A 16,740-nucleotide genomic window follows, 5' to 3' on the forward strand; every position below is an offset into this window, starting at 1 on the left:
CGGTGGCGGATATCCGCCGGGCGGCGGTCCCTGCGGCGGCGGAGGGTAATTCCCCGGGGGCGGCGGATAACCACCGGGCGGCGGTGGAGGATTGCCCTGCGGGGGGTATCCGCCCTGGTCACCACCTTCAGGTTTGTCGTTAGGGTCGTATCCACCAGTCGTCATGTGATCCCCTCAGCAAGAGTTGAATGCTCGCGCGTGACAGTGCGAATAAACACTACGTGGACAATCCTTTACTCGCCTCCCTTTGGTCTGCTTCTTCTCCTGCGGTTTTGATGCTTTACGCTGGTTATCGTGACTAATTCTGGGGGATCGGACGATTCGAATCCGTACAACGGGCAAACACCACCCACTTACGGTGAGGTTCCCGGCTTGCCGCGCGACGGATACGGGGTCGACGAATCCGGTTATCCCACCTATTCGGCGCCCACCGAGAAGTACCCCGACTATCAGCAGCCGGGCGCGTACGGGACTTCTCCGAATCCGTATGCCGCGCCGAATCAGAATCAGTACGGCGGCGACCAGTACGGGGCTCCGAACCAGCAGTACGGGACGCCCAACCCGTACGCCGCCCCGAATCAGTACAGCGCCCCCAACCAGTACGGGGCTCCGGGCCAATACGGCGGTCCCGCCCCGCAGTACGGCGCACCGAACCCGTACGGCGCGCCCTACCAGCGGCCGCTGGGGACGAACGGTCTCGCGATCGCGTCGCTGATCACGTCGATCGTCGGCGGATGCTTCTACGGCCTCGGCTCCATCGTCGGCATCATCCTCGGCATCATTGCGCTGGGCCAGATCAAGCAGTCCGGGCAGGAGGGCCGCGGACTCGCGATCGCCGGAATCGCCATCGGCGGCGCCTACGTCATCGGCTGGATCCTGTTCTTCCTGATCATGGTGATTGCGGCGGCGTCGGGAGCCTGACCACCCACGGTTCGCGGTGCAGGCGGGCCGGGTCGAACCGGTCGAGGAGTATCCCGAGATCCACGACCTCGTCCGGTTCCGCGAGCCCGAGTGACGTCGCCAGTACTCCGAGGACGTCGCTCGCGGTGCGTCCCAACGCTTTCTGGTCGGCGAGGGTGACGGCGCCGTCGCGCTTCGCGAGCCGTTTGCCGTCCTCGTTGAGCGCGAGGGCGACGTGCGCGTAGGTGGGGGTGGTCAACCCGAGCAGCCCCGCGAGGTAGGCCTGGCGGGGCGCGGACGAGAGCAGGTCGTCGCCGCGCACCACCTGATCGATTCCCTGGGCGGCGTCGTCGACGACCACCGCGAGGTTGTAGGCGGGTGTCCCGTCGCCGCGACGCAGCACGAGATCGTCCACCATGCCGGAATAGCTGCCGTGCAGGACGTCGTCGATGGTGAACGACGTGACGCCGGCGCGCAGTCGCAGCGCGGGTGGTCGTCCGCCGGCGAGCCGGTCTGCGCATTCGTCCGGTGTCAGGTTGCGGCAGGTCCCCGGGTACGCGCCCTGCGGCGCGTGCGGCGCCGACGCGGCTTTCAGGATTTCTCTTCTCGTGCAGAAGCACTCGTACGTGAGGCCGGCGGCGTGGAGTTCGGCGATGGCAGCGTCGTACCGCGACAGTCGCTGCGACTGCGACACGACGTCGCCGTCCCAGTCGAGGCCGAGGTCGGCGAGGTCGGCCAGCTGCCGGTCCCGGGCGCCCTCGCGGACGCGGTCGAGGTCTTCGACGCGCAGGAGGAACCGCCGGCCGGTGGACCGGGCGAACAGCCACGCCAGCACGGCAGTCCGCAGGTTGCCGAGGTGCAGGTCGCCGGACGGGCTGGGCGCGAACCGTCCCGCGCCCCCCGCCCGATGTGACAGCGGTTCACTCTGACGAGACGGATGTGACATCGGCCGAGGGGTCAGCTGGCCAGTTCGATCGACGACGACGGCACGACGTCGGCGCCCTGCAGAATCATGCCGATCTGAATGTCGAGGGCGTGCTCGAGGTACTCGGGCGGGTACAGCGCCGGACTGCCGATCGCATCGAGCGCGAGGCCGTCGACGGTGGCGAGGAGAAGCGCCGCACGGGTTTCCGCCTCGGGGGTGCCGATCCCGATGAGCACGGCGGACAGTCCGGTGCGGATGGTGAACAGGGTCTTGCGCCGGATCTCGGCGAGCGAGGGGGAGGTCGCGGCCCGGACGGCGAATGCCGCCATGACGTGCGCCTCCCGCGACCGCGCCTCGTCGAGTGGCAGCAACTGGGACATTGCGGCGAACAGGGCCCGGGCGGGATCCCCGCCGCGCTCGACCTCCGACAGTCGGGCGAGGAGTTTGTCGACGAGGGTCCGCAGGGCGAACGCGAACATCTCGTCCTTCGTGGAGAAGTGGTGCTGCACGGCTCCGATGGACACACCCGCCCTCTTGGCGACCTCGCGCACGCTGGCGCCCTCGAGACCCGACTCGGCCGCGACGTCGAACAGGGCCGCGGCCAGGCGTTCGGGGCTGGTGGACGAGTATCGGCGTTCGCGCATGCCTCGAACATTACTGACGTATTGAATCAATACATGCGTCAGGTGCCCGTGTTGCCGCGAGTGGCGGGTGTGACTTCGGTTATCGGCGGACGTACGTCAGGAAAATCATCCCGCTCTCGAAGGCGCGGCTCGCGGCCAGCCGGAACCGCTGAGGGCCGAATTCGCCGTCGAACAGCGGAATGCCGGTGCCGATCGCCACGGGATTGAGCTTGATCCGGAGCTCGTCGATCTCGGGCTGCACTGCGGCGGCGAGCTTGCCGCCGCCGCACAGCCAGATGTCCTTGCCGTCCTCCCGCTTGAGTTCGCGCACCTTCTCGATCGGATCGCCCGAGACGATCTCGACGTCCGGGTCGGGCGACTCGGTGATCGTGGTCGAGAAGACATACTGCCGCAGGTGCGCGTACGGGCTGGTCACGCCGAGGTCGAGGCCGGGCTGGTAACTGGCGCGGCCCATGAGCAGTGTGTCGAAATGTTTGTTGGGGGCATCGATTCCCAGCGGTGCCCGCATGTGGGTGGGGACCGTCTCGGGGTACTCGGCGATCATCACGGGCATGTGATCGCCGTCGATCTCGAAGATGGTGCCGGTGGGGTCCGAGCCGTCGGCGCCGGCGATGAATCCGTCGATGGTGGCGGCGGCGTAGTAGACGAGCTTTCGCATGTGAGTCCTCCCGTGATCGGTAACCACTCCATTTGTAGTACTATGGCTGCAGTGGTTGCAAGTCCTTTGCCGAGGAGTGTCGATGGCGCAGAATCCGGAACGACGTGCGGCTCTCGTGAACGCCGCGATCGAAGTGCTTGCGCGCGAGGGTGCGCGCGGCCTCACCTTCCGCGCCGTCGACGTCGAGGCGAACGTCCCCAAGGGGACCGCGTCCAACTACTTCCCCAGCCGCGACGACCTGTTCGACCAGGTCGGCAAGCGGATTCACGAGCGGCTGGGTCCCGACCCCTCGGTCGTCGAAGAAAGCGGGCGCAAGCCGCAGAATCTCGAGCTCGCGATCGAGTACATGCAGGGGCTGTTCGGCAGGATTACCCGTGACCGCACGGGCTATCTCGCGTTGCAGGAATTGCGTCTCGAAGCGGTCCGGCGTCCCGAGTTGCGGACCACGCTGACGCGCACGATCTCCGAGAATCTGAAGCGCGACATCGGTTTTCACCTCGACTCGGGACTGCCCGGTGATCGCAGCACCGTGCTGATGCTCTACCTCGCGATGAATGCGCTCATCGTCGAGCACCTGACGCTACCCGGCGTGCTCGAGGGGGTCGACACGGAGCGGCTCGTCGCCGATCTCGTGACGCGCGCCGTCGCTACGCCGGACGCCTGAGCGCGTAGTCGTCCACGTACTCCTGGCCCGACAGTGTCATGAGGGCGTGCATCAGCTCGTCCGTCGCGGCCCGGACGATGTGCCGGTTGTCGCGTAGCTCGGCGAATCGGGTGAAATCGAGCGGTTCGCCGACGGTCACCGTCACCTTGCCGAACCGCCACATCCGCGATCCGACGGGGTTGACCTGCCGGGTGCCGTGCATGGCAACAGGCACGACCGGGGCGTCCGTCGCGAGCGCGACCCGGGCGATTCCGGTCTTGCCCTTGTGGAGTCGGCCGTCGGGCGACCGGGTGCCCTCGGGGTAGATTCCCCAGACCTTGCCGTCGTCCAGGATCTTCCGCGCGGTGTTCAGCGCGGATTCCGCCGCGGAGGCCCCGGACCGGTCGATCGGCACCTGGCCGGCCGCTGTGAAGAACCAGCGTTTCGCTCGGCCCTTCGCGCCGCCTTCGGTGAAGTACTCGCTCTTCGCCACGAACGTGATGCGCCTGCGCACCATCAGGACGAGGAAGAACGAGTCGACGACGGTGAGGTGATTGCTCGCCAGAATCACCGGACCCGACGCCGGGATGTGGTGTGCACCGTCGATCGTGGGGCGCCCGAAGATGCGTAGCACCGGTCCGATCAGCAGGTATTTGAAGATCCAGTACCACACGGTGAACTCCTCACTTGGGCGCCGAAGCGTGAGTAGACATTGTCTACTCACGCCATGATAGACACTGTCTACATGAGTGGAGAAGTGCAATCCCTGCGCGTGCGGCTGATCGACAGTGGCCGCGAATTGCTGGACCAGGGTGGCATCGACGCCGTCGGGCTACGCGCCGTCGCCCGGCACGCGGGTGTCTCACACGGCGCGCCGCGGCGGTACTTTCCCACTCACAAAGCGTTGCTCGCCGCGATCGCCGCATCAGGATTCGCCGAGCTGTCCGACGAGCTCCGGTCGGCGACCGCGTCCGAGTCGGACCCCCTCGCACGAGTGCGGCGGACGGCACGGCAGTACCTCTCCTTCGCCGACACCCACCGCACCCTGTTCGAGTTGATGTTCCGGCACGACCTGCTCGAAGGGTCGGGAGAGGACCTGCGGCAACACTCGAAACCCCTGTTCGAGACGGTCGTCGCACTCGTCGCGGACACCGGCTCCGCGGACCCGCACGTGGTCGCGTTGAACCTGTGGACCCAGCTGCACGGGGTGGCGACCCTCCGCGCCACCCGCAGCATCGAGTTGATCGTCGGCGACTTCGACGTGGACAGTTTCGTCGCGCAGCTGATCGACCTACACCTCAGGGCGCGGGCATGACGGCGCGCGGCAAATCAGCCCGCAACTCCACATCGGTGACGAAGTCCCCGTCACCGGGCTGGTAGCGACGCTGCGGATCGAAGTCCTCCACCCGGAAGCTGTCCAGCGTGGGGGAGTGCGTCGTGACGGCGAGCGTTCCGCCGTCGAGATCGAACTGCAGGAGTCGCTGGAACCCGGTCTCGCGGCGGCTGTCCACCGTGAAGTACTGGTAGTCGGCGAGCAACTCCACAACCTTCCGATCCGTGTCGCCCACCTTCCGGTCGGTGACCGTCGTCTGCCCGTCGACGTGTCCCGCGAGGACCAGGAACACCGTGTCGAACGGAACGACGAGCCGGTTCCAGATCTGCTGTCCCGCACTGCTACCGATGTCGCCGAACCCACTCATCCGCAGCGAGCCGTCCTTGTCCAGGTAGTAGTGGCTGCCGATCATCACGTTGCGATCCGGGTGGTCGGCGAGCACGTCCTCGGCCCACTGCAGTACGTGCTCGGGCGGGTTGTAGCCGATGTAGAGCATCAGGAATTTCGCGCCGGCGATGTCGAGCAGGTCGTAGTGCGCCGAATTGTCCGTGTCCGTGACGGATTCGCCCCAGTAGGGCCGGTCGCGGTACCGCCACGGCCCGAAGAACTCGTTGTAGAGGGCGTGGTTCTTCTCGTGTTCGCCGGGAATGAGCCGTCCGCCGACGTTCCACAGGTTGTCGTGGTTGCCGGGCAGGACGCCGTAGGGAATGCCTGCCTCTTCGAGCGTCGCCATCGCCTTGTCGGCCACCTCGAACTCGGGCCGGGCGCGGGACTCGGGTGCACCCGGACGTATCCAACTCTGGACGAGGTCGCCCGTGTGCATGGAATAGGCGATCTTGCGTTCGGCGGCGTTCTCGGCGGTCCAGCGGGTCATGTCGAAGTACACCTCCGGCCGGTCCCGCGACACGTACTGGGTGTCGGAGATGTGCTGCAGCGCGAAGTCGTACGCGTTCGGGTCGGCGAACTGCTGATCGGCTGTCGCGTTGGCCTCGCGGAAACTCCGGTCCCGTCGCGGACCGTCGATGACGAGGATCTGCGCGGTGTCCTCGCCCTCGATCCGGGTGGTCAGGGTGACCGGACCGCCCGGTTCGGACGGCTGCGCCGTCGCGACCGGCTCACCCCAGCTCTGCTCCTCCTCGTCCCACACGTGCATCGCGAGGTCGTCGAGATTCACCGAACGTCCGTGCCAGGTCACGTCCGTTCCTGCGGGCTCCGGACCGAACCGGACCTCGTACCGCATGTACGGGTACTCGCCGAAGCGGTGGCTGGTGGCCGACTGCCCGTCCGACTCCTCACCCGGAACCCGCTGTGAGGGAGCGGCGTCGCCGGTGGTCCCGGCGAACATGACCGCGGACGCGATCGGCGCCGAGGTGACGAGGCCACGCGCAGGCAGACCGGACGCGCCCCGGGGTTCGGGATCGGCCACCGCGACCACGTCACCGCCGAGCAGCGCAGCGGCCAGTGACACCGCCGTCAGCGCGGCAATCCTGCCCGGCACGCTCATGACCCGAGGTTACAAGCGCGACCGGGCAGGCGCTCGGGTCAGGCCTTGCGGCCGAGGAAGGCCAGGACCCTGGTCTGCTCGTCGGCGCCCGCGGGGACGTCCACGGCGGGGCCGCACACCCCGGCCGTGCGGATGTTGTCGCCCAGTTGCTCCGCGACGCCACCCACCCAGGTCAGGTCGTCGGCCGGGATGGTCTCGTCGAGGCCGGTGGCCCGGGCGAGGTCCCAGCCGTGGATCACGAGGTCGAAGCAGTAGAAGCTGTCGATGGTCTTGCCGAGGTCGGTGCGGCCGAAGTGCCCGTCGTACTCGCGGCTCACCCGGGCCGGATCGTCCAGGATCTCCTGCATGCCGTCGCGCGTGGCCGCCCAGGCGGCTACCGGGTCTTCGTCGACGGACGGCGGCACCGGCAGTTCCAGATCGACGACGGTGACGATGTAGCGCTGCGTGTCGATCACGTGCCGCACGACGTCGCGGGCCGTCCAGCCGTCACACGGGGACGCGTCGTCCCAGCGTTCCGTGGGCACGGATTCGACGCGCTTCGTGAACTTCGCGGCAAGGTCGCGGTAATGGGCTGCGGGGGTTTCGGTTGTCGAGGTCATGCGGCCGATTCTTCTCCCGTCCGGGGCCCGATGGCTTGAACATTTCCGACATCGACGACGGATTCCGTCCCGTGCCAGTCGGGGGCCTCGCTGGCGAGGAGGTCGGACGGGGTGAGCGAGGAGATCCGCCGGCATTCCCGCGACAGGTGCGCCTGGTCGCTGTAGCCGGCGGTGGCGGCGAGGTCGGCGAGCCCGGCCCGCGTCCCCGACTGCGCCAGCGCCATGAACCGCTGCAGCCGCAGGATGCCGCGGAGGGTGGCGGGCCCGTATCCGAACGCGTCGTTGCATCGCCGCTGCAGTTGCCGCTCCGTGACGGAGGCGGCGTCGGCGAGCGCGCCCACGTTCCACGAGTGCCGGGACAGCGCCTGCCGGACGGTGCCGATCAGCGGGTCGGCGTCCGGTCCACGGTTTCGCCACGCGCGCACGGCGTTCTCGAACAGGGCGATTCGTTCCGCGTAACCGGGCGCATTGTCGAGCCGGTCGGTCAGTGTCCGTTCCCACGTGGACCCGACCACGTCCCCGAGACCGACCCGGATGTTGCGGACCTCGGCCGCCGACGTCCGCAGCAGATGCGAGGCGGCGCCGGGACGGAAACGGACGCCGACGGATTCGGTGCCCGGCGGCAGCGTGAACGACCACGCCGTGGTCTCGGGACCGCACACGCGGATTCCCACCCCCCGGATCCACAGGATGTCCATGCACGCGTCCGGCACCAGCAGATGCTCGCCCTGCGTGCGCGCGGACCACCCGCACACCAGGGTGTCGGTGAGGTCGGGCGACGGTGAGGTCGGCGTGTACCAGCCCATGCACAGGAGCCTAATCACGCAGACCGACACGTGCGGGCCGGTCACATCGCCCGAAGTGCCCGCACCGGCACGCAACTCGAGGTGAACTGTATGCACGGGTCCGCAGAGGTTCCCCGGAGGCCCGCCACTTCGCCGTCACAGAGAACGAGGACTCCATGAGACGAACATGGGCGCTGGCAGCGATCGCCGCCGTCAGCCTGACCTTCTCGAGTTGCGCCTACGACAGCACCGATTCCGGCGACACGGGTGGCAACGCCCCGGTGTCGCCGACGCCGACGTCCCCGCCCGCCGCGCCCGGAACACCAGTCCTGAAGATGGGACCGACGACGCTCGGCGAGGTGATGGTCGACGACGGCGGCATGACGGTCTACGTGTACGACAACGACGAGGTCGGCTCCGGCGCCAGTTCGTGCCGCGACACCTGCCTGCAATCGTGGCCGCCGGTCACCTCCGTCACCGAGAACCCGACGGTCCAGGGGCTGCAGGAAGTCGTCATCGACACCATCCCGGCGCCGGACGGCACCCACCAGCTCACCGTCAACGGCCGCCCCGTGTACCGCTACAAGGACGACAACGAACCCGGTGACGCATTCGGACAGGCGGTCGGCAGCGTGTGGTGGACCCTCGACTCCGCAGGCAACCCGGTCACGACAACTGCGGGCGGCGAGTAGCGCGGTCGATCCTCAAGTGGACGGTGACGGTCAGCGCTGCCGACAGGACGGCAGCGAACCACAGGGCGTCCAGCCCGATCCAGTGGTGCGCGAGGGCGCCCGTCACCGCTCCCACCACCAGACCGGCCCACAACGCGAAGTGCCGTAGCCACGCCCACCGCGGTCCGCCGAACAGGGCCCCGGCCAGCCGATGTCCCATCTTCACGAGCGCGCCCGTCATGTAGGTGAGACCGATGGTGACCTCGCCGTCGCGCTGGAAGAAGGAGTTCTCGGCGCCCATCGCGAGCAGCATCGCGCCGACGGCCACCGTGCTCGCCCCGACAGTCGCGGCCACCGCGCCGACGATCAGCAGTCCCGACACGACCGCGAGCACCGTCGTCCGGACGGGCAGGCGCCGACGATCGGACAGGTGCACGACCACTGCGCCCAGGGCGCAGCCGAGAACGAACATGCCGATCACCGCGGCAGCCGTCGCCGCGTGCGCCCACGCGGCGTCCGCGAACCCGACACTGAACCGGGTGAGGTTGCCGCTCATGAACGCGACGAAGAACCCGCCGAGCGTGATGAATCCCAGCGCGTCGACGTAACCGGCCAGCGTGGACAGCACCACCGCCAGCGCGAGCATCTGCCTGCTGTCGTCGATCGGCACACTCCACATCAAACACCGCAGCCGACGACAGTGGCCCCCGATCCGGAGATCGGGGGCCACTGTGGCGTAGGTCAGGCGCTCACGACGCCTGGCTCAGGAGGTTCCGAGGGCGGGCGCCAGCGTGTTGGCCCAGGACTCGTGCAAGCGGTCCTGCCAGTAGTTCCACGTGTGGAGGCCGTCGTCGGTGATGTGGGTCTGCAGGTTGGCGCCGGCGCGCTGCGCCGCGGGCACGAACACCTTGCTGCTCAGACCGGAGGCGGTCTCGAGGGGGACCGTCTGCGAGAACTTCACCGGGTCGAACGAGGCGCTGTCCGGGTCGACGGTCGGATCGCTGGCCGTCGAGCCTGCGCCCGACGAGATGTAGACGGACTTGCCGCGCAGCGCGCCGACGTTGAGCAGCGGGTCGTTGCGAAGCCACGCACCCGACGGCCAGAAGCCCCACATGTTCAGCGCGTTGCCACCCATCTGGGCGACGGACACCTGGATGCCCTGCGCGAAGCCGGGCGAGCTGGCCGTCGGGTAACCGCTGTACGACGCGACCGCCTTGTAGAAGTCGGGGCGGTGAGTGGCGAGGTTCAACGCGGAGGTGCCGCTCATCGACAGACCCGCGACCGCGTTGTTCACCCCGTCGCTGCCGAACTGGGAAGCCATCACCGGGGGCAGCTCATTGGTCAGGAACGTCTCCCACTTGACGCGGCCGAGCTTCGGGTCGTCGCGCTGCCAGTCGGAGTAGAAGGTTCCGCCGCCGCCGAACGGGATGACCACGTTGACGTGCTTGCCGGCGAAGAAACTCTCCACGTCGGTCTCGATCAGCCAGCCGTTGTTGTCGTCCGGTGCCCGCAGACCGTCGAGCAGGTACAGGGTCGGCGCGGGGCCGCCGCCCGCGGCCTTGAGCACCTTGACGGGAATGTCCTTGTCCATCGACGGTGAATACACCGAGATCAGGGCCGAGTCGGCGTGCGCGACGCCGGTTCCGGCCAATACGGACACGAGGCCCGATGCCAACACTGCGACCAAACCCACGATCAGTGCGCGGGTGCGACGAATCGCCATACGAATGTCCTTTTATCTCGAATCGACACACAGCACAGCGAACGCTGCACCGCCGACGATAACAGGAAGATAACGGGTTGCGCCCGTTGTGGCCAGGACTTTCGGCTCCGGCAGCCGGTCGGTCGTCGCTCTGAGGACCGAAAAAGGAACCCCTGCGAACCGCTTCTCAGCAGTTCACAGGGGTTCCTGTGGCGGAGGATAGGGGATTTGAACCCCTGAGGGCGTTAACCCAACCCGCGTTCCAGGCGAGCGCCATAGGCCACTAGGCGAATCCTCCGTGGAGGAGCATACCCAACGACGGCGGCTCACCGTTAAACGGCCAGGTAGCCGCCCGTTCTAGGCCCACTTCAGCTGGGTGAGGGCGTGCTCGGCGAGGGGGACGGACCGGTCGCAGGACGTGTCCGGGTTCGCGGTGGCGTCGAGACCGAATTTCGTCTCGATCGACAGGGTGCCCGCATCGGTGGTGACCTCGAGGATGCACTGGTACTTGCTCTCGGCGAGTGCGCGCCCCTCGAGTCCGCCGACGTCGATCGTGCGCAGCGGGTCGACCGGTTCCGGCGCGCTCGTAGTGGTGATCGTCACGGTGTTCAGTGCCTCGGGCTTGCCCCACGTGCAGGCGCGACGTTCGGGACTGTCGGTGGCGGTGCCCTCGCCGGCGCCTGCCGTGAGAAGCGGTGCGAGCGTCGCATCGTCGGCGAGCGTGCACGGCTCGGCCGCGTCCCAGCTCACCGCGTCCGACGTGGCTGCGTCGTCGCTGCCTCCGCCGCACGCCGACAGTGCTGCCACGACGGCGGCGAGTGTCACCGCGTGTGCTGTCCTTCTGAGTTTCATCCCGATCCTTTGCCGAAGGTGGCCGAATGCGGGGGCGACGGTAGCACTGGCCGTGGTCAGAGGTGCGGCGTCGGGCCCGGGCCGGGGTGGATCCCGACCACGTCTCGGGGCCGTCTACACTCTGTGGTGGATCCCGCGCGGCGCGCATCCTGTGAACTCCCCCAGGGCCGGAAGGCAGCAAGGGTCAACGGGCTCTGCCGGGTGCGCGGGGTCCCCTATCTTTCGCATACCCGACCCACGACGTCGGTGAGAGGCCGCTCCTGATGACCAACCAGACCCAGATCGGGTTGATGAGCCATGAGGAACTACTTTCGGAGCACGAGCGCCAGACTGCGAGTTACGCGCAGCTGAAGACGGAGAAGCTCACGCTCGACCTCACTCGCGGCAAGCCCTCGCCCGAGCAGCTGGATCTGTCTGCGGCGCTGCTGACACTGCCCGGTGACGGCGACTTCCGCGACGGCAACGGCACCGACACCCGCAACTACGGTGGGCTGACCGGTCTGCCGGAGCTGCGCGCCATCTTCGGTGAACTGCTCGGCATCCCCGTCGAGAACCTGCTCGCCGGCAACAACGCCAGCCTCGAGATCATGCACGACAACGTCGTGTTCGCCCTGCTGCACGGCACCCCCGACTCCCCGCGCCCCTGGTCGCAGGAGGAGAAGGTCAAGTTTCTGTGCCCGGCACCCGGTTACGACCGCCACTTCGGGATCACCGAGACCTACGGCATCGAGATGATCCCGGTGCCGATGCGCCCGGACGGCCCCGACGTGGGCGTCATCTCCGAGCTGGTGGCGAACGATCCGCAGATCAAGGGTCTGTGGGCCGTCCCCAACTACTCCAATCCCACGGGCGCGGTGTACTCGGAAGAGGTCACGCGGACGTTGGCGTCGATGCCGACCGCCGCCCCCGACTTCCGGCTGTTCTGGGACAACGCCTATGCCGTCCACCCGCTCGTCGGCGAGACGGCGCCGTCGCTGGACATCCTCGGGATGGCCGCAGAGGCGGGTAACCCGAACCGGCCGCTCGTGTTCGCGTCGACGTCGAAGATCACGTTCGCCGGTGCCGGCGTCAGCTTCTTCGGTTCCTCGACCGCGAACCTGGCCTGGTACCAGAAGTACCTCGGTAAGAAGAGCATCGGTCCCGACAAGCTGAACCAGCTGCGGCACCTGCGGTTCTTCGGTGACGCCGAGGGCGTGCGCGCCCACATGGAGAAGCACCGCGAGATCCTGGCGCCGAAGTTCGCGCTCGTCCTGAAGATTCTCGAGGATCGTCTCGGGGCGTCGAAGGTGGCGTCGTGGACGGAGCCGAAGGGCGGATATTTCATCAGCCTGGACGTCGTCGAGGGCACCGCGAAGCGCGTCATCGCTCTGGCGAAGGACGCGGGGATCGCGCTCACCGCCGCCGGATCGGCGTTCCCGTACGGTGTCGACCCCGAGGACAAGAACATCCGGCTCGCGCCGAGCTTCCCCTCGATGGAGGATCTGGACAAGTCGATGAACGGTGTCGCGACGTGCGTGCTGCTCGCGGCCACCGAATCACGCCTGGACCTGCCGAAGTCCTAGTAGACGACGTCCGGCCGCTCACCCTTGGCGGGTGAGCGGCCGGACGTGTCTCTACATCCTGGCGTAGCGCGCCATCACGAAGCTGTACAGCCCGTACGCGGCGATGCCCAGTCCGGCGAGGACGAGGAGGAACTGCCCGAACGGCGCCGAACCCAGGGTCTTGACCGCGCCGTCGAGGCCCGTGGCCTTGGACGGGTCGGCGTTGAAGACCGCCACGATCACCAGCACGCCCGCGCCCGCGATGACGAGGCCCTTGGCTACGTAGCCGACCACTCCGAGGGGCTCGACGAGCTTCGACGGGGTGCCCTTCAGGTCGTCCAGGAAGTTCTTCGACGCCCCCTTGTAGATGTGGTAGCCGCCGATCGCGATTGCGCCGAGACCCACCACCACGAGAAGGATCTTGCCTCCCCCGGACTCCATAAGGCGTGCACTCATTCCGGCGTTCTGCTGACCGCTCGATTTCCCGCCGCCGCTCGCGAACTGGTAAGCCGAGAAGGCGAACGCGAAGTAGACGACGGCCAGGCCGAACGCCTTCGCGCGGTCCAGCAGGGACGTCTTTTCGCCGTCGCCCCCGGAATTCTCGGTGGCATGGGGTCCGAGAACGGTCTCGGCGAGCCGCCACAGCGCCATCGCGATGAACGCGACCATCGCCACCCACAGCACGAACCGGCCACCGGGTTTGGCGGCCAGGGCGCCGAGGGCCCCGGACTGATCGGCGTTGCCGCCGGTGCCGAACGCCAGCTGGACGATGATGTACGCGATCAGCAGGTGGACGAAACCGCTCATCACGTGGCCGGCGCGCGCGACCCGTTCGAAAGTGTTGCTGTCGGTTGCCCTGTCGACGGCGCGGCTCATCCCGTTGGCTCGGTTCGTTTCGTTCTGGGCCATCGGGTGTCCTTCGGGTTGTGTGAACGGACCGGAGTCCCTTTCACGTAGAGGTACCCGGTATGGGCCGCGCCGACACGGGGTGAGCGTTATCGCACTGTGTTCGTGACCCGGTCGATCAGGTTGGACGCGCTGTAGTAGTCGAGGCGGAAGCTGTCCTTCCCGAGCCCGATCACCTGCTTCTTCTCCACGGACGGCGTCTCCCGCAGCGTCGGATCGGCGAGGAACCTGTCGGCGTCCGCTGCTTCACCGATCACGATGAACGTGGTGTTGCCGGGCACCGCACGCGGCAGGTTCTCCTGCCCGGCAGGCACGACGTCCTTGCGGCCGGCCATGATGCCCTTGTCGGCGGCGGTGAGGTCGGACGGCAGCTCGGCAAGCGAGAATCCGAGGCGTTCCAGCAGGATGCCCTGCGCCGAGTCGGCGGTGAAGATCCGCGACTCCTCCGGCGAGTTGTATGCGAGCACATTCACCGGGTTCGCCGCAGCGACCCTGTCGCCCAGCGCCGACTTGGCGTCGTCGAGTTGCTGGTCGAACTTCGCGACGACGGCGTCGGCCTGCTCCTCGGCCCCGATGGCCGCGGCGATCTGTCCGCTGAGGGCCTGCCACGACTTGTCGTCGTATCGCAGCACCACGACGGGCGCGATCTGCTTCAACGTGTCCACCTGATCGAGCGCCGAGTCGCCGCCGGTGGCGGACACGAAGATGAGGTCCGGATCGGCGGCGGTGATCTTCTCGACGTTGGGTTCGCCCTGGTACAGCGTCTCGACGCCGCGCTCGGCGGCGATGTCCGCCCACTGCGTGAACAGACCGTTCTCGTCGGTGACGTCGCTGGCTCTCTGCGCGCCGGTACCGATCAGGGGGGCGTCGAGGGCGAGTAGTGAGCCGGTGAGGGTGACGCTGGTGGACACGATCCGCTCGGGCTTCTGTTCGATCGTGACGCTGCCGGTCTCGTCGGTGACGGTGCGCGGCCAGTTCTGGTCGGACGCGGCGGTGGTGCCGGTGGTCGCGGCGTCGGAATCGGGATCGGACGAGCACGCGGCAGCGCCGATCCCGACGGCGAGGACAGCGACGGCTGCCAGTGAGCGACGAAGTTTCACGGTAGGACTCTCTTTCGCACGGGTAAGGAAGCTGATTTAGGTTAGCGTTACCTACATTCGAATGGGGAGTTGGATGCTGCAACGAGTGCCGGGACCCGAGCGTCGCGTCGTGCGCGCACGGTCGATCGACGACCTGACGCGTGACGGCGTCCCCGCGTTCTGGGACCGTCTCACCGCCGTGGGCAGTCCCCTCATCGAGCGGGATGGGGGCGACCCCGGCTGTGTGATCGCCACGTTCTGCTGGCGGGATCCGGACGGCGACGAGCGCACGTCACGCACGCGGCACGTCTACCTCGACGCCAACGGAATCACCGACCGCTCCCGCCTGGAACAGGCCGGGCTGTCGCGGCTACCCGGCACCGACCTGTGGTCGCTCTCGATCGAGGTCCCCGAGAAGTGGCGGGGCGCTTACCGTTTCATTCCCCGGACGGAACCACTGACAGTTCCCGGCGACACCCCGGGCTGGCAGTGGTGGCGGAGCGTGCTCGCCGACGCGCAACCCGACCCGTTCAACCCACTGCCGACGCGGGTGGTGCAGACCGGCGACAGCTCCGAGGCGGTGATGCCGGCAGCGCCCGCGCAGCTCTGGTGGACGGACCGGCCGGGCCGCGGCGCGCTTCACGAGACGACGTTCACGCTGTCGGGTACGCGACGGTCGGTGTGGGTCTGCGAACCGCCCGGACTCGCTGCTCGGAATCGTCCGGTCGTGGTGTTGCTGGACGGCCGGACGTGGGCGGTCGACCTGCCGATCGCGGGCGCCGTCGACGCACTCGGACGTGCCGGGCACCGGGTTCCGCTCGTCGTGATGGTCGACAGTGTCGGACCCGAACTGCGATCCCAAGAGCTCGGCTGCAGTCCCGCGTTCGCCGCCGGTCTCGCCGGCGAACTGCTTCCCTGGCTGCGGCGGGAATGGGGTGCCACCGACGACCCCGCGTCGACGATCGTGGCCGGTTGCAGCCTGGGCGGACTGGCGGCGTGCCACCTCGCGCTGACGGCCCCGCACGTGTTCGGCTGCGCCGTCAGCCTGTCCGGATCGTTCTGGTGGCCCGGCTCGGGACCGGGAGTCCCTTTCCAGGACCGCGTCCGCGCCGCGGCCCCGTCGACCAGTCGGTTCAGTGTGGAGGTCGGGACCCTCGAATGGATGCTCGTCGAACCCAACCGCGAGGTGCGCGACCTGTTGGCCGGCGCCGGCCACGACGTGCGGTACCGCGAGTTCTGCGGGGGCCACGACGTCCTGCACTGGCGCGACGGTCTGATCGCCGGCGTGGCCGCGATGCTGGAGCGTACCGACCGGTAATGCAGTGATGTGGATAACTCTGTGAATAAACCGCGGGTCGAGGTGAAGGGCGCACCCGCCCGATCGTGGGATGGCAGGATCGGACCATGGCACGCACGCTGAATCTGGTAGGGGATCCGGACGCCGACGCACTCCTGGCGAGTGATCCGCTGGCGTTGCTCATCGGGATGTTGCTCGATCAGCAGGTGCCGATGGAGACGGCGTTCGCGGGTCCGAAGAAGCTGGACGACCGGCTCGGCGGCCTCGAGGTGCATCGCATCGCGGAGATGGATCCGGAGGAGTTCGCGGCCGTCTGCTCGCAGACCCCGGCGGTCCACCGGTTTCCCGGATCGATGGCCACCCGCATCCAGTCGCTGTGCGCGTTCCTCGTCGAGAACTACGACGGCAGCGTCGAGGCGTTGTGGACGAGCGGCGACCCCGACGGCAAAGAGGTCCTGAAGCGGCTGAAGGCGCTGCCGGGGTACGGCGATCAGAAAGCCCGCATCTTCCTGGCGCTGCTCGGCAAGCAGATCGGTGTGGAGCCGAAGGGCTGGCGGGAGGCCGCAGGGGACTACGGCACCGAGGGCTCACGGCGTTCGATCGCGGACGTCGTGGACGACACGAGTCTCCACGAGGTCCGCGAGTTCAAGAAGGCCGCGAAGGCCGAGGCGAAGAAGGCTGCGGCGGCGAAGAAGAAGTAG

19 protein-coding genes, 1 tRNA gene and 1 other RNA gene are annotated in these 16,740 nt (G+C 67.9%); 8 read left to right on the forward strand and 13 right to left on the reverse strand.

What is annotated here, in order from left to right; genetic code table 11:
* The first annotated feature begins 372 nt into the window (after positions 1 to 372).
* The gene (locus RHA1_RS20315; protein WP_011596655.1) at positions 373 to 921 is read left to right on the forward strand and encodes a DUF4190 domain-containing protein; all 549 of its coding nucleotides are present in this window, start codon (positions 373 to 375) and stop codon (positions 919 to 921) included.
* Here the strand turns inward: RHA1_RS20315 and gluQRS are convergent.
* The 3 genes from gluQRS to RHA1_RS20330 form a co-directional block, all read right to left on the reverse strand.
* Entirely contained in the window at positions 890 to 1,846 is a 957-nt protein-coding gene (gene gluQRS, locus RHA1_RS20320; protein ID WP_011596656.1) for a tRNA glutamyl-Q(34) synthetase GluQRS, read from the reverse strand. The genes RHA1_RS20315 and gluQRS overlap by 32 nt on opposite strands.
* Positions 1,847 to 1,857: 11 nt before the next feature.
* The gene (locus tag RHA1_RS20325) at positions 1,858 to 2,469 is read right to left on the reverse strand and encodes a TetR/AcrR family transcriptional regulator (RefSeq protein WP_011596657.1); all 612 of its coding nucleotides are present in this window, start codon (positions 2,467 to 2,469) and stop codon (positions 1,858 to 1,860) included.
* A gap of 79 nt (positions 2,470 to 2,548) precedes the next feature.
* Entirely contained in the window at positions 2,549 to 3,127 is a 579-nt protein-coding gene (locus RHA1_RS20330) for a dihydrofolate reductase family protein (protein WP_005248710.1), read from the reverse strand.
* A gap of 82 nt (positions 3,128 to 3,209) precedes the next feature.
* Here RHA1_RS20330 and RHA1_RS20335 point away from each other — a divergent pair, with 82 nt between their 5' ends.
* Positions 3,210 to 3,791, forward strand: coding sequence for a TetR/AcrR family transcriptional regulator (locus RHA1_RS20335; protein ID WP_011596658.1), 582 nt, complete (start codon positions 3,210 to 3,212; stop codon positions 3,789 to 3,791).
* Here the strand turns inward: RHA1_RS20335 and RHA1_RS20340 are convergent.
* Entirely contained in the window at positions 3,775 to 4,443 is a 669-nt protein-coding gene (locus RHA1_RS20340) for a lysophospholipid acyltransferase family protein (protein WP_011596659.1), read from the reverse strand. The genes RHA1_RS20335 and RHA1_RS20340 overlap by 17 nt on opposite strands.
* Positions 4,444 to 4,497: 54 nt before the next feature.
* On the opposite strand from RHA1_RS20340, the gene RHA1_RS20345 reads away from it, so the two are divergent.
* Positions 4,498 to 5,085: a TetR/AcrR family transcriptional regulator gene (locus RHA1_RS20345; RefSeq protein WP_011596660.1), complete on the forward strand. Its 588-nt coding sequence runs from the start codon at positions 4,498 to 4,500 to the stop codon at positions 5,083 to 5,085.
* Here RHA1_RS20345 and RHA1_RS20350 read toward each other — a convergent pair.
* Genes RHA1_RS20350 through RHA1_RS20360 form a run of 3 tightly spaced genes read right to left on the reverse strand, consistent with a single transcriptional unit; the run spans position 5,069 to position 8,012 of the window.
* Positions 5,069 to 6,607 carry a metallophosphoesterase gene (locus RHA1_RS20350; protein WP_050787341.1) on the reverse strand — a complete coding sequence of 513 codons (1,539 nt, stop codon included), beginning with the start codon at positions 6,605 to 6,607 and terminating at the stop codon, positions 5,069 to 5,071. The two genes, RHA1_RS20345 and RHA1_RS20350, sit on opposite strands and share 17 nt — an antisense overlap.
* Before the next feature lie 38 nt (positions 6,608 to 6,645).
* Complete coding sequence (locus tag RHA1_RS20355) at positions 6,646 to 7,206, reverse strand: TIGR03086 family metal-binding protein (RefSeq protein WP_016884478.1); 561 nt, start codon at positions 7,204 to 7,206, stop codon at positions 6,646 to 6,648.
* Positions 7,203 to 8,012, reverse strand: a complete 810-nt coding sequence (locus RHA1_RS20360) for a helix-turn-helix domain-containing protein (RefSeq protein ID WP_029539704.1) — start codon at positions 8,010 to 8,012, stop codon at positions 7,203 to 7,205. The genes RHA1_RS20355 and RHA1_RS20360 overlap by 4 nt, the downstream gene beginning before the upstream one ends.
* Before the next feature lie 155 nt (positions 8,013 to 8,167).
* Here RHA1_RS20360 and RHA1_RS20365 point away from each other — a divergent pair, with 155 nt between their 5' ends.
* The gene (locus RHA1_RS20365; protein ID WP_005248698.1) at positions 8,168 to 8,683 is read left to right on the forward strand and encodes a COG4315 family predicted lipoprotein; all 516 of its coding nucleotides are present in this window, start codon (positions 8,168 to 8,170) and stop codon (positions 8,681 to 8,683) included.
* Here the strand turns inward: RHA1_RS20365 and RHA1_RS20370 are convergent.
* The 4 genes from RHA1_RS20370 to RHA1_RS20385 all read right to left on the reverse strand — a co-directional run bounded on the left by RHA1_RS20370 (position 8,658) and on the right by RHA1_RS20385 (position 11,216).
* Positions 8,658 to 9,341, reverse strand: coding sequence for a YoaK family protein (locus RHA1_RS20370; protein ID WP_011596664.1), 684 nt, complete (start codon positions 9,339 to 9,341; stop codon positions 8,658 to 8,660). The two genes, RHA1_RS20365 and RHA1_RS20370, sit on opposite strands and share 26 nt — an antisense overlap.
* Positions 9,342 to 9,425: 84 nt before the next feature.
* Positions 9,426 to 10,385 carry an alpha/beta hydrolase gene (locus tag RHA1_RS20375; protein WP_009477251.1) on the reverse strand — a complete coding sequence of 320 codons (960 nt, stop codon included), beginning with the start codon at positions 10,383 to 10,385 and terminating at the stop codon, positions 9,426 to 9,428.
* Between the two features lie 189 nt (positions 10,386 to 10,574).
* Positions 10,575 to 10,662 (reverse strand) — tRNA-Ser (locus tag RHA1_RS20380).
* 59 nt (positions 10,663 to 10,721) lie between these two features.
* Positions 10,722 to 11,216, reverse strand: a complete 495-nt coding sequence (locus RHA1_RS20385; RefSeq protein WP_011596665.1) for a DUF3558 family protein — start codon at positions 11,214 to 11,216, stop codon at positions 10,722 to 10,724.
* Positions 11,217 to 11,341: 125 nt separating this feature from the next.
* On the opposite strand from RHA1_RS20385, the gene ffs reads away from it, so the two are divergent.
* Together ffs and RHA1_RS20390 are read left to right on the forward strand one after the other, a co-directional pair.
* Positions 11,342 to 11,436, forward strand: an RNA gene (ffs, locus tag RHA1_RS44350) — signal recognition particle sRNA small type.
* 43 nt (positions 11,437 to 11,479) lie between these two features.
* Positions 11,480 to 12,778 (forward strand): aspartate aminotransferase type Ic, encoded by a 1,299-nt coding sequence (locus tag RHA1_RS20390; protein WP_011596666.1) that lies wholly within the window; start codon positions 11,480 to 11,482, stop codon positions 12,776 to 12,778.
* 51 nt (positions 12,779 to 12,829) lie between these two features.
* On the opposite strand, the gene RHA1_RS20395 is transcribed toward RHA1_RS20390, so the two are convergent.
* Both RHA1_RS20395 and fepB read right to left on the reverse strand, forming a co-directional pair.
* On the reverse strand, positions 12,830 to 13,666 hold the full coding sequence (locus tag RHA1_RS20395; RefSeq protein ID WP_011596667.1) for a DUF1206 domain-containing protein: 837 nt from the start codon (positions 13,664 to 13,666) through the stop codon (positions 12,830 to 12,832).
* Between the two features lie 86 nt (positions 13,667 to 13,752).
* Positions 13,753 to 14,763, reverse strand: a complete 1,011-nt coding sequence (gene fepB / locus RHA1_RS20400; RefSeq protein WP_011596668.1) for a Fe2+-enterobactin ABC transporter substrate-binding protein — start codon at positions 14,761 to 14,763, stop codon at positions 13,753 to 13,755.
* Positions 14,764 to 14,836: 73 nt separating this feature from the next.
* On the opposite strand from fepB, the gene fes reads away from it, so the two are divergent.
* Together fes and RHA1_RS20410 are read left to right on the forward strand one after the other, a co-directional pair.
* On the forward strand, positions 14,837 to 16,060 hold the full coding sequence (gene fes, locus RHA1_RS20405; RefSeq protein WP_011596669.1) for an enterochelin esterase: 1,224 nt from the start codon (positions 14,837 to 14,839) through the stop codon (positions 16,058 to 16,060).
* 86 nt (positions 16,061 to 16,146) lie between these two features.
* Complete coding sequence (locus tag RHA1_RS20410; RefSeq protein ID WP_011596670.1) at positions 16,147 to 16,740, forward strand: HhH-GPD-type base excision DNA repair protein; 594 nt, start codon at positions 16,147 to 16,149, stop codon at positions 16,738 to 16,740.

The sequence above is a fragment of the Rhodococcus jostii RHA1 genome (assembly GCF_000014565.1).
GTDB classification, from domain to species: domain Bacteria; phylum Actinomycetota; class Actinomycetes; order Mycobacteriales; family Mycobacteriaceae; genus Rhodococcus_F; species Rhodococcus_F jostii_A.

Excerpts from the sequence above, each read along its gene's own strand:
- gluQRS (WP_011596656.1), bottom strand. The coding sequence starts at position 1,846 with ATGTCACATCCGTCTCGTCAGAGTGAACCGCTGTCACATCGGGCGGGG.
- RHA1_RS20325 (WP_011596657.1), bottom strand. The coding sequence starts at position 2,469 with ATGCGCGAACGCCGATACTCGTCCACCAGCCCCGAACGCCTGGCCGCG.
- RHA1_RS20330 (WP_005248710.1), bottom strand. The coding sequence starts at position 3,127 with ATGCGAAAGCTCGTCTACTACGCCGCCGCCACCATCGACGGATTCATC.
- RHA1_RS20335 (WP_011596658.1), top strand. The coding sequence starts at position 3,210 with ATGGCGCAGAATCCGGAACGACGTGCGGCTCTCGTGAACGCCGCGATC.
- RHA1_RS20345 (WP_011596660.1), top strand. The coding sequence starts at position 4,498 with ATGATAGACACTGTCTACATGAGTGGAGAAGTGCAATCCCTGCGCGTG.
- RHA1_RS20350 (WP_050787341.1), bottom strand. The coding sequence starts at position 6,607 with ATGAGCGTGCCGGGCAGGATTGCCGCGCTGACGGCGGTGTCACTGGCC.
- RHA1_RS20355 (WP_016884478.1), bottom strand. The coding sequence starts at position 7,206 with ATGACCTCGACAACCGAAACCCCCGCAGCCCATTACCGCGACCTTGCC.
- RHA1_RS20360 (WP_029539704.1), bottom strand. The coding sequence starts at position 8,012 with ATGGGCTGGTACACGCCGACCTCACCGTCGCCCGACCTCACCGACACC.
- RHA1_RS20365 (WP_005248698.1), top strand. The coding sequence starts at position 8,168 with ATGAGACGAACATGGGCGCTGGCAGCGATCGCCGCCGTCAGCCTGACC.
- RHA1_RS20370 (WP_011596664.1), bottom strand. The coding sequence starts at position 9,341 with ATGTGGAGTGTGCCGATCGACGACAGCAGGCAGATGCTCGCGCTGGCG.
- RHA1_RS20375 (WP_009477251.1), bottom strand. The coding sequence starts at position 10,385 with ATGGCGATTCGTCGCACCCGCGCACTGATCGTGGGTTTGGTCGCAGTG.
- RHA1_RS20385 (WP_011596665.1), bottom strand. The coding sequence starts at position 11,216 with ATGAAACTCAGAAGGACAGCACACGCGGTGACACTCGCCGCCGTCGTG.
- RHA1_RS20390 (WP_011596666.1), top strand. The coding sequence starts at position 11,480 with ATGACCAACCAGACCCAGATCGGGTTGATGAGCCATGAGGAACTACTT.
- RHA1_RS20395 (WP_011596667.1), bottom strand. The coding sequence starts at position 13,666 with ATGGCCCAGAACGAAACGAACCGAGCCAACGGGATGAGCCGCGCCGTC.
- fes (WP_011596669.1), top strand. The coding sequence starts at position 14,837 with ATGCTGCAACGAGTGCCGGGACCCGAGCGTCGCGTCGTGCGCGCACGG.
- RHA1_RS20410 (WP_011596670.1), top strand. The coding sequence starts at position 16,147 with ATGGCACGCACGCTGAATCTGGTAGGGGATCCGGACGCCGACGCACTC.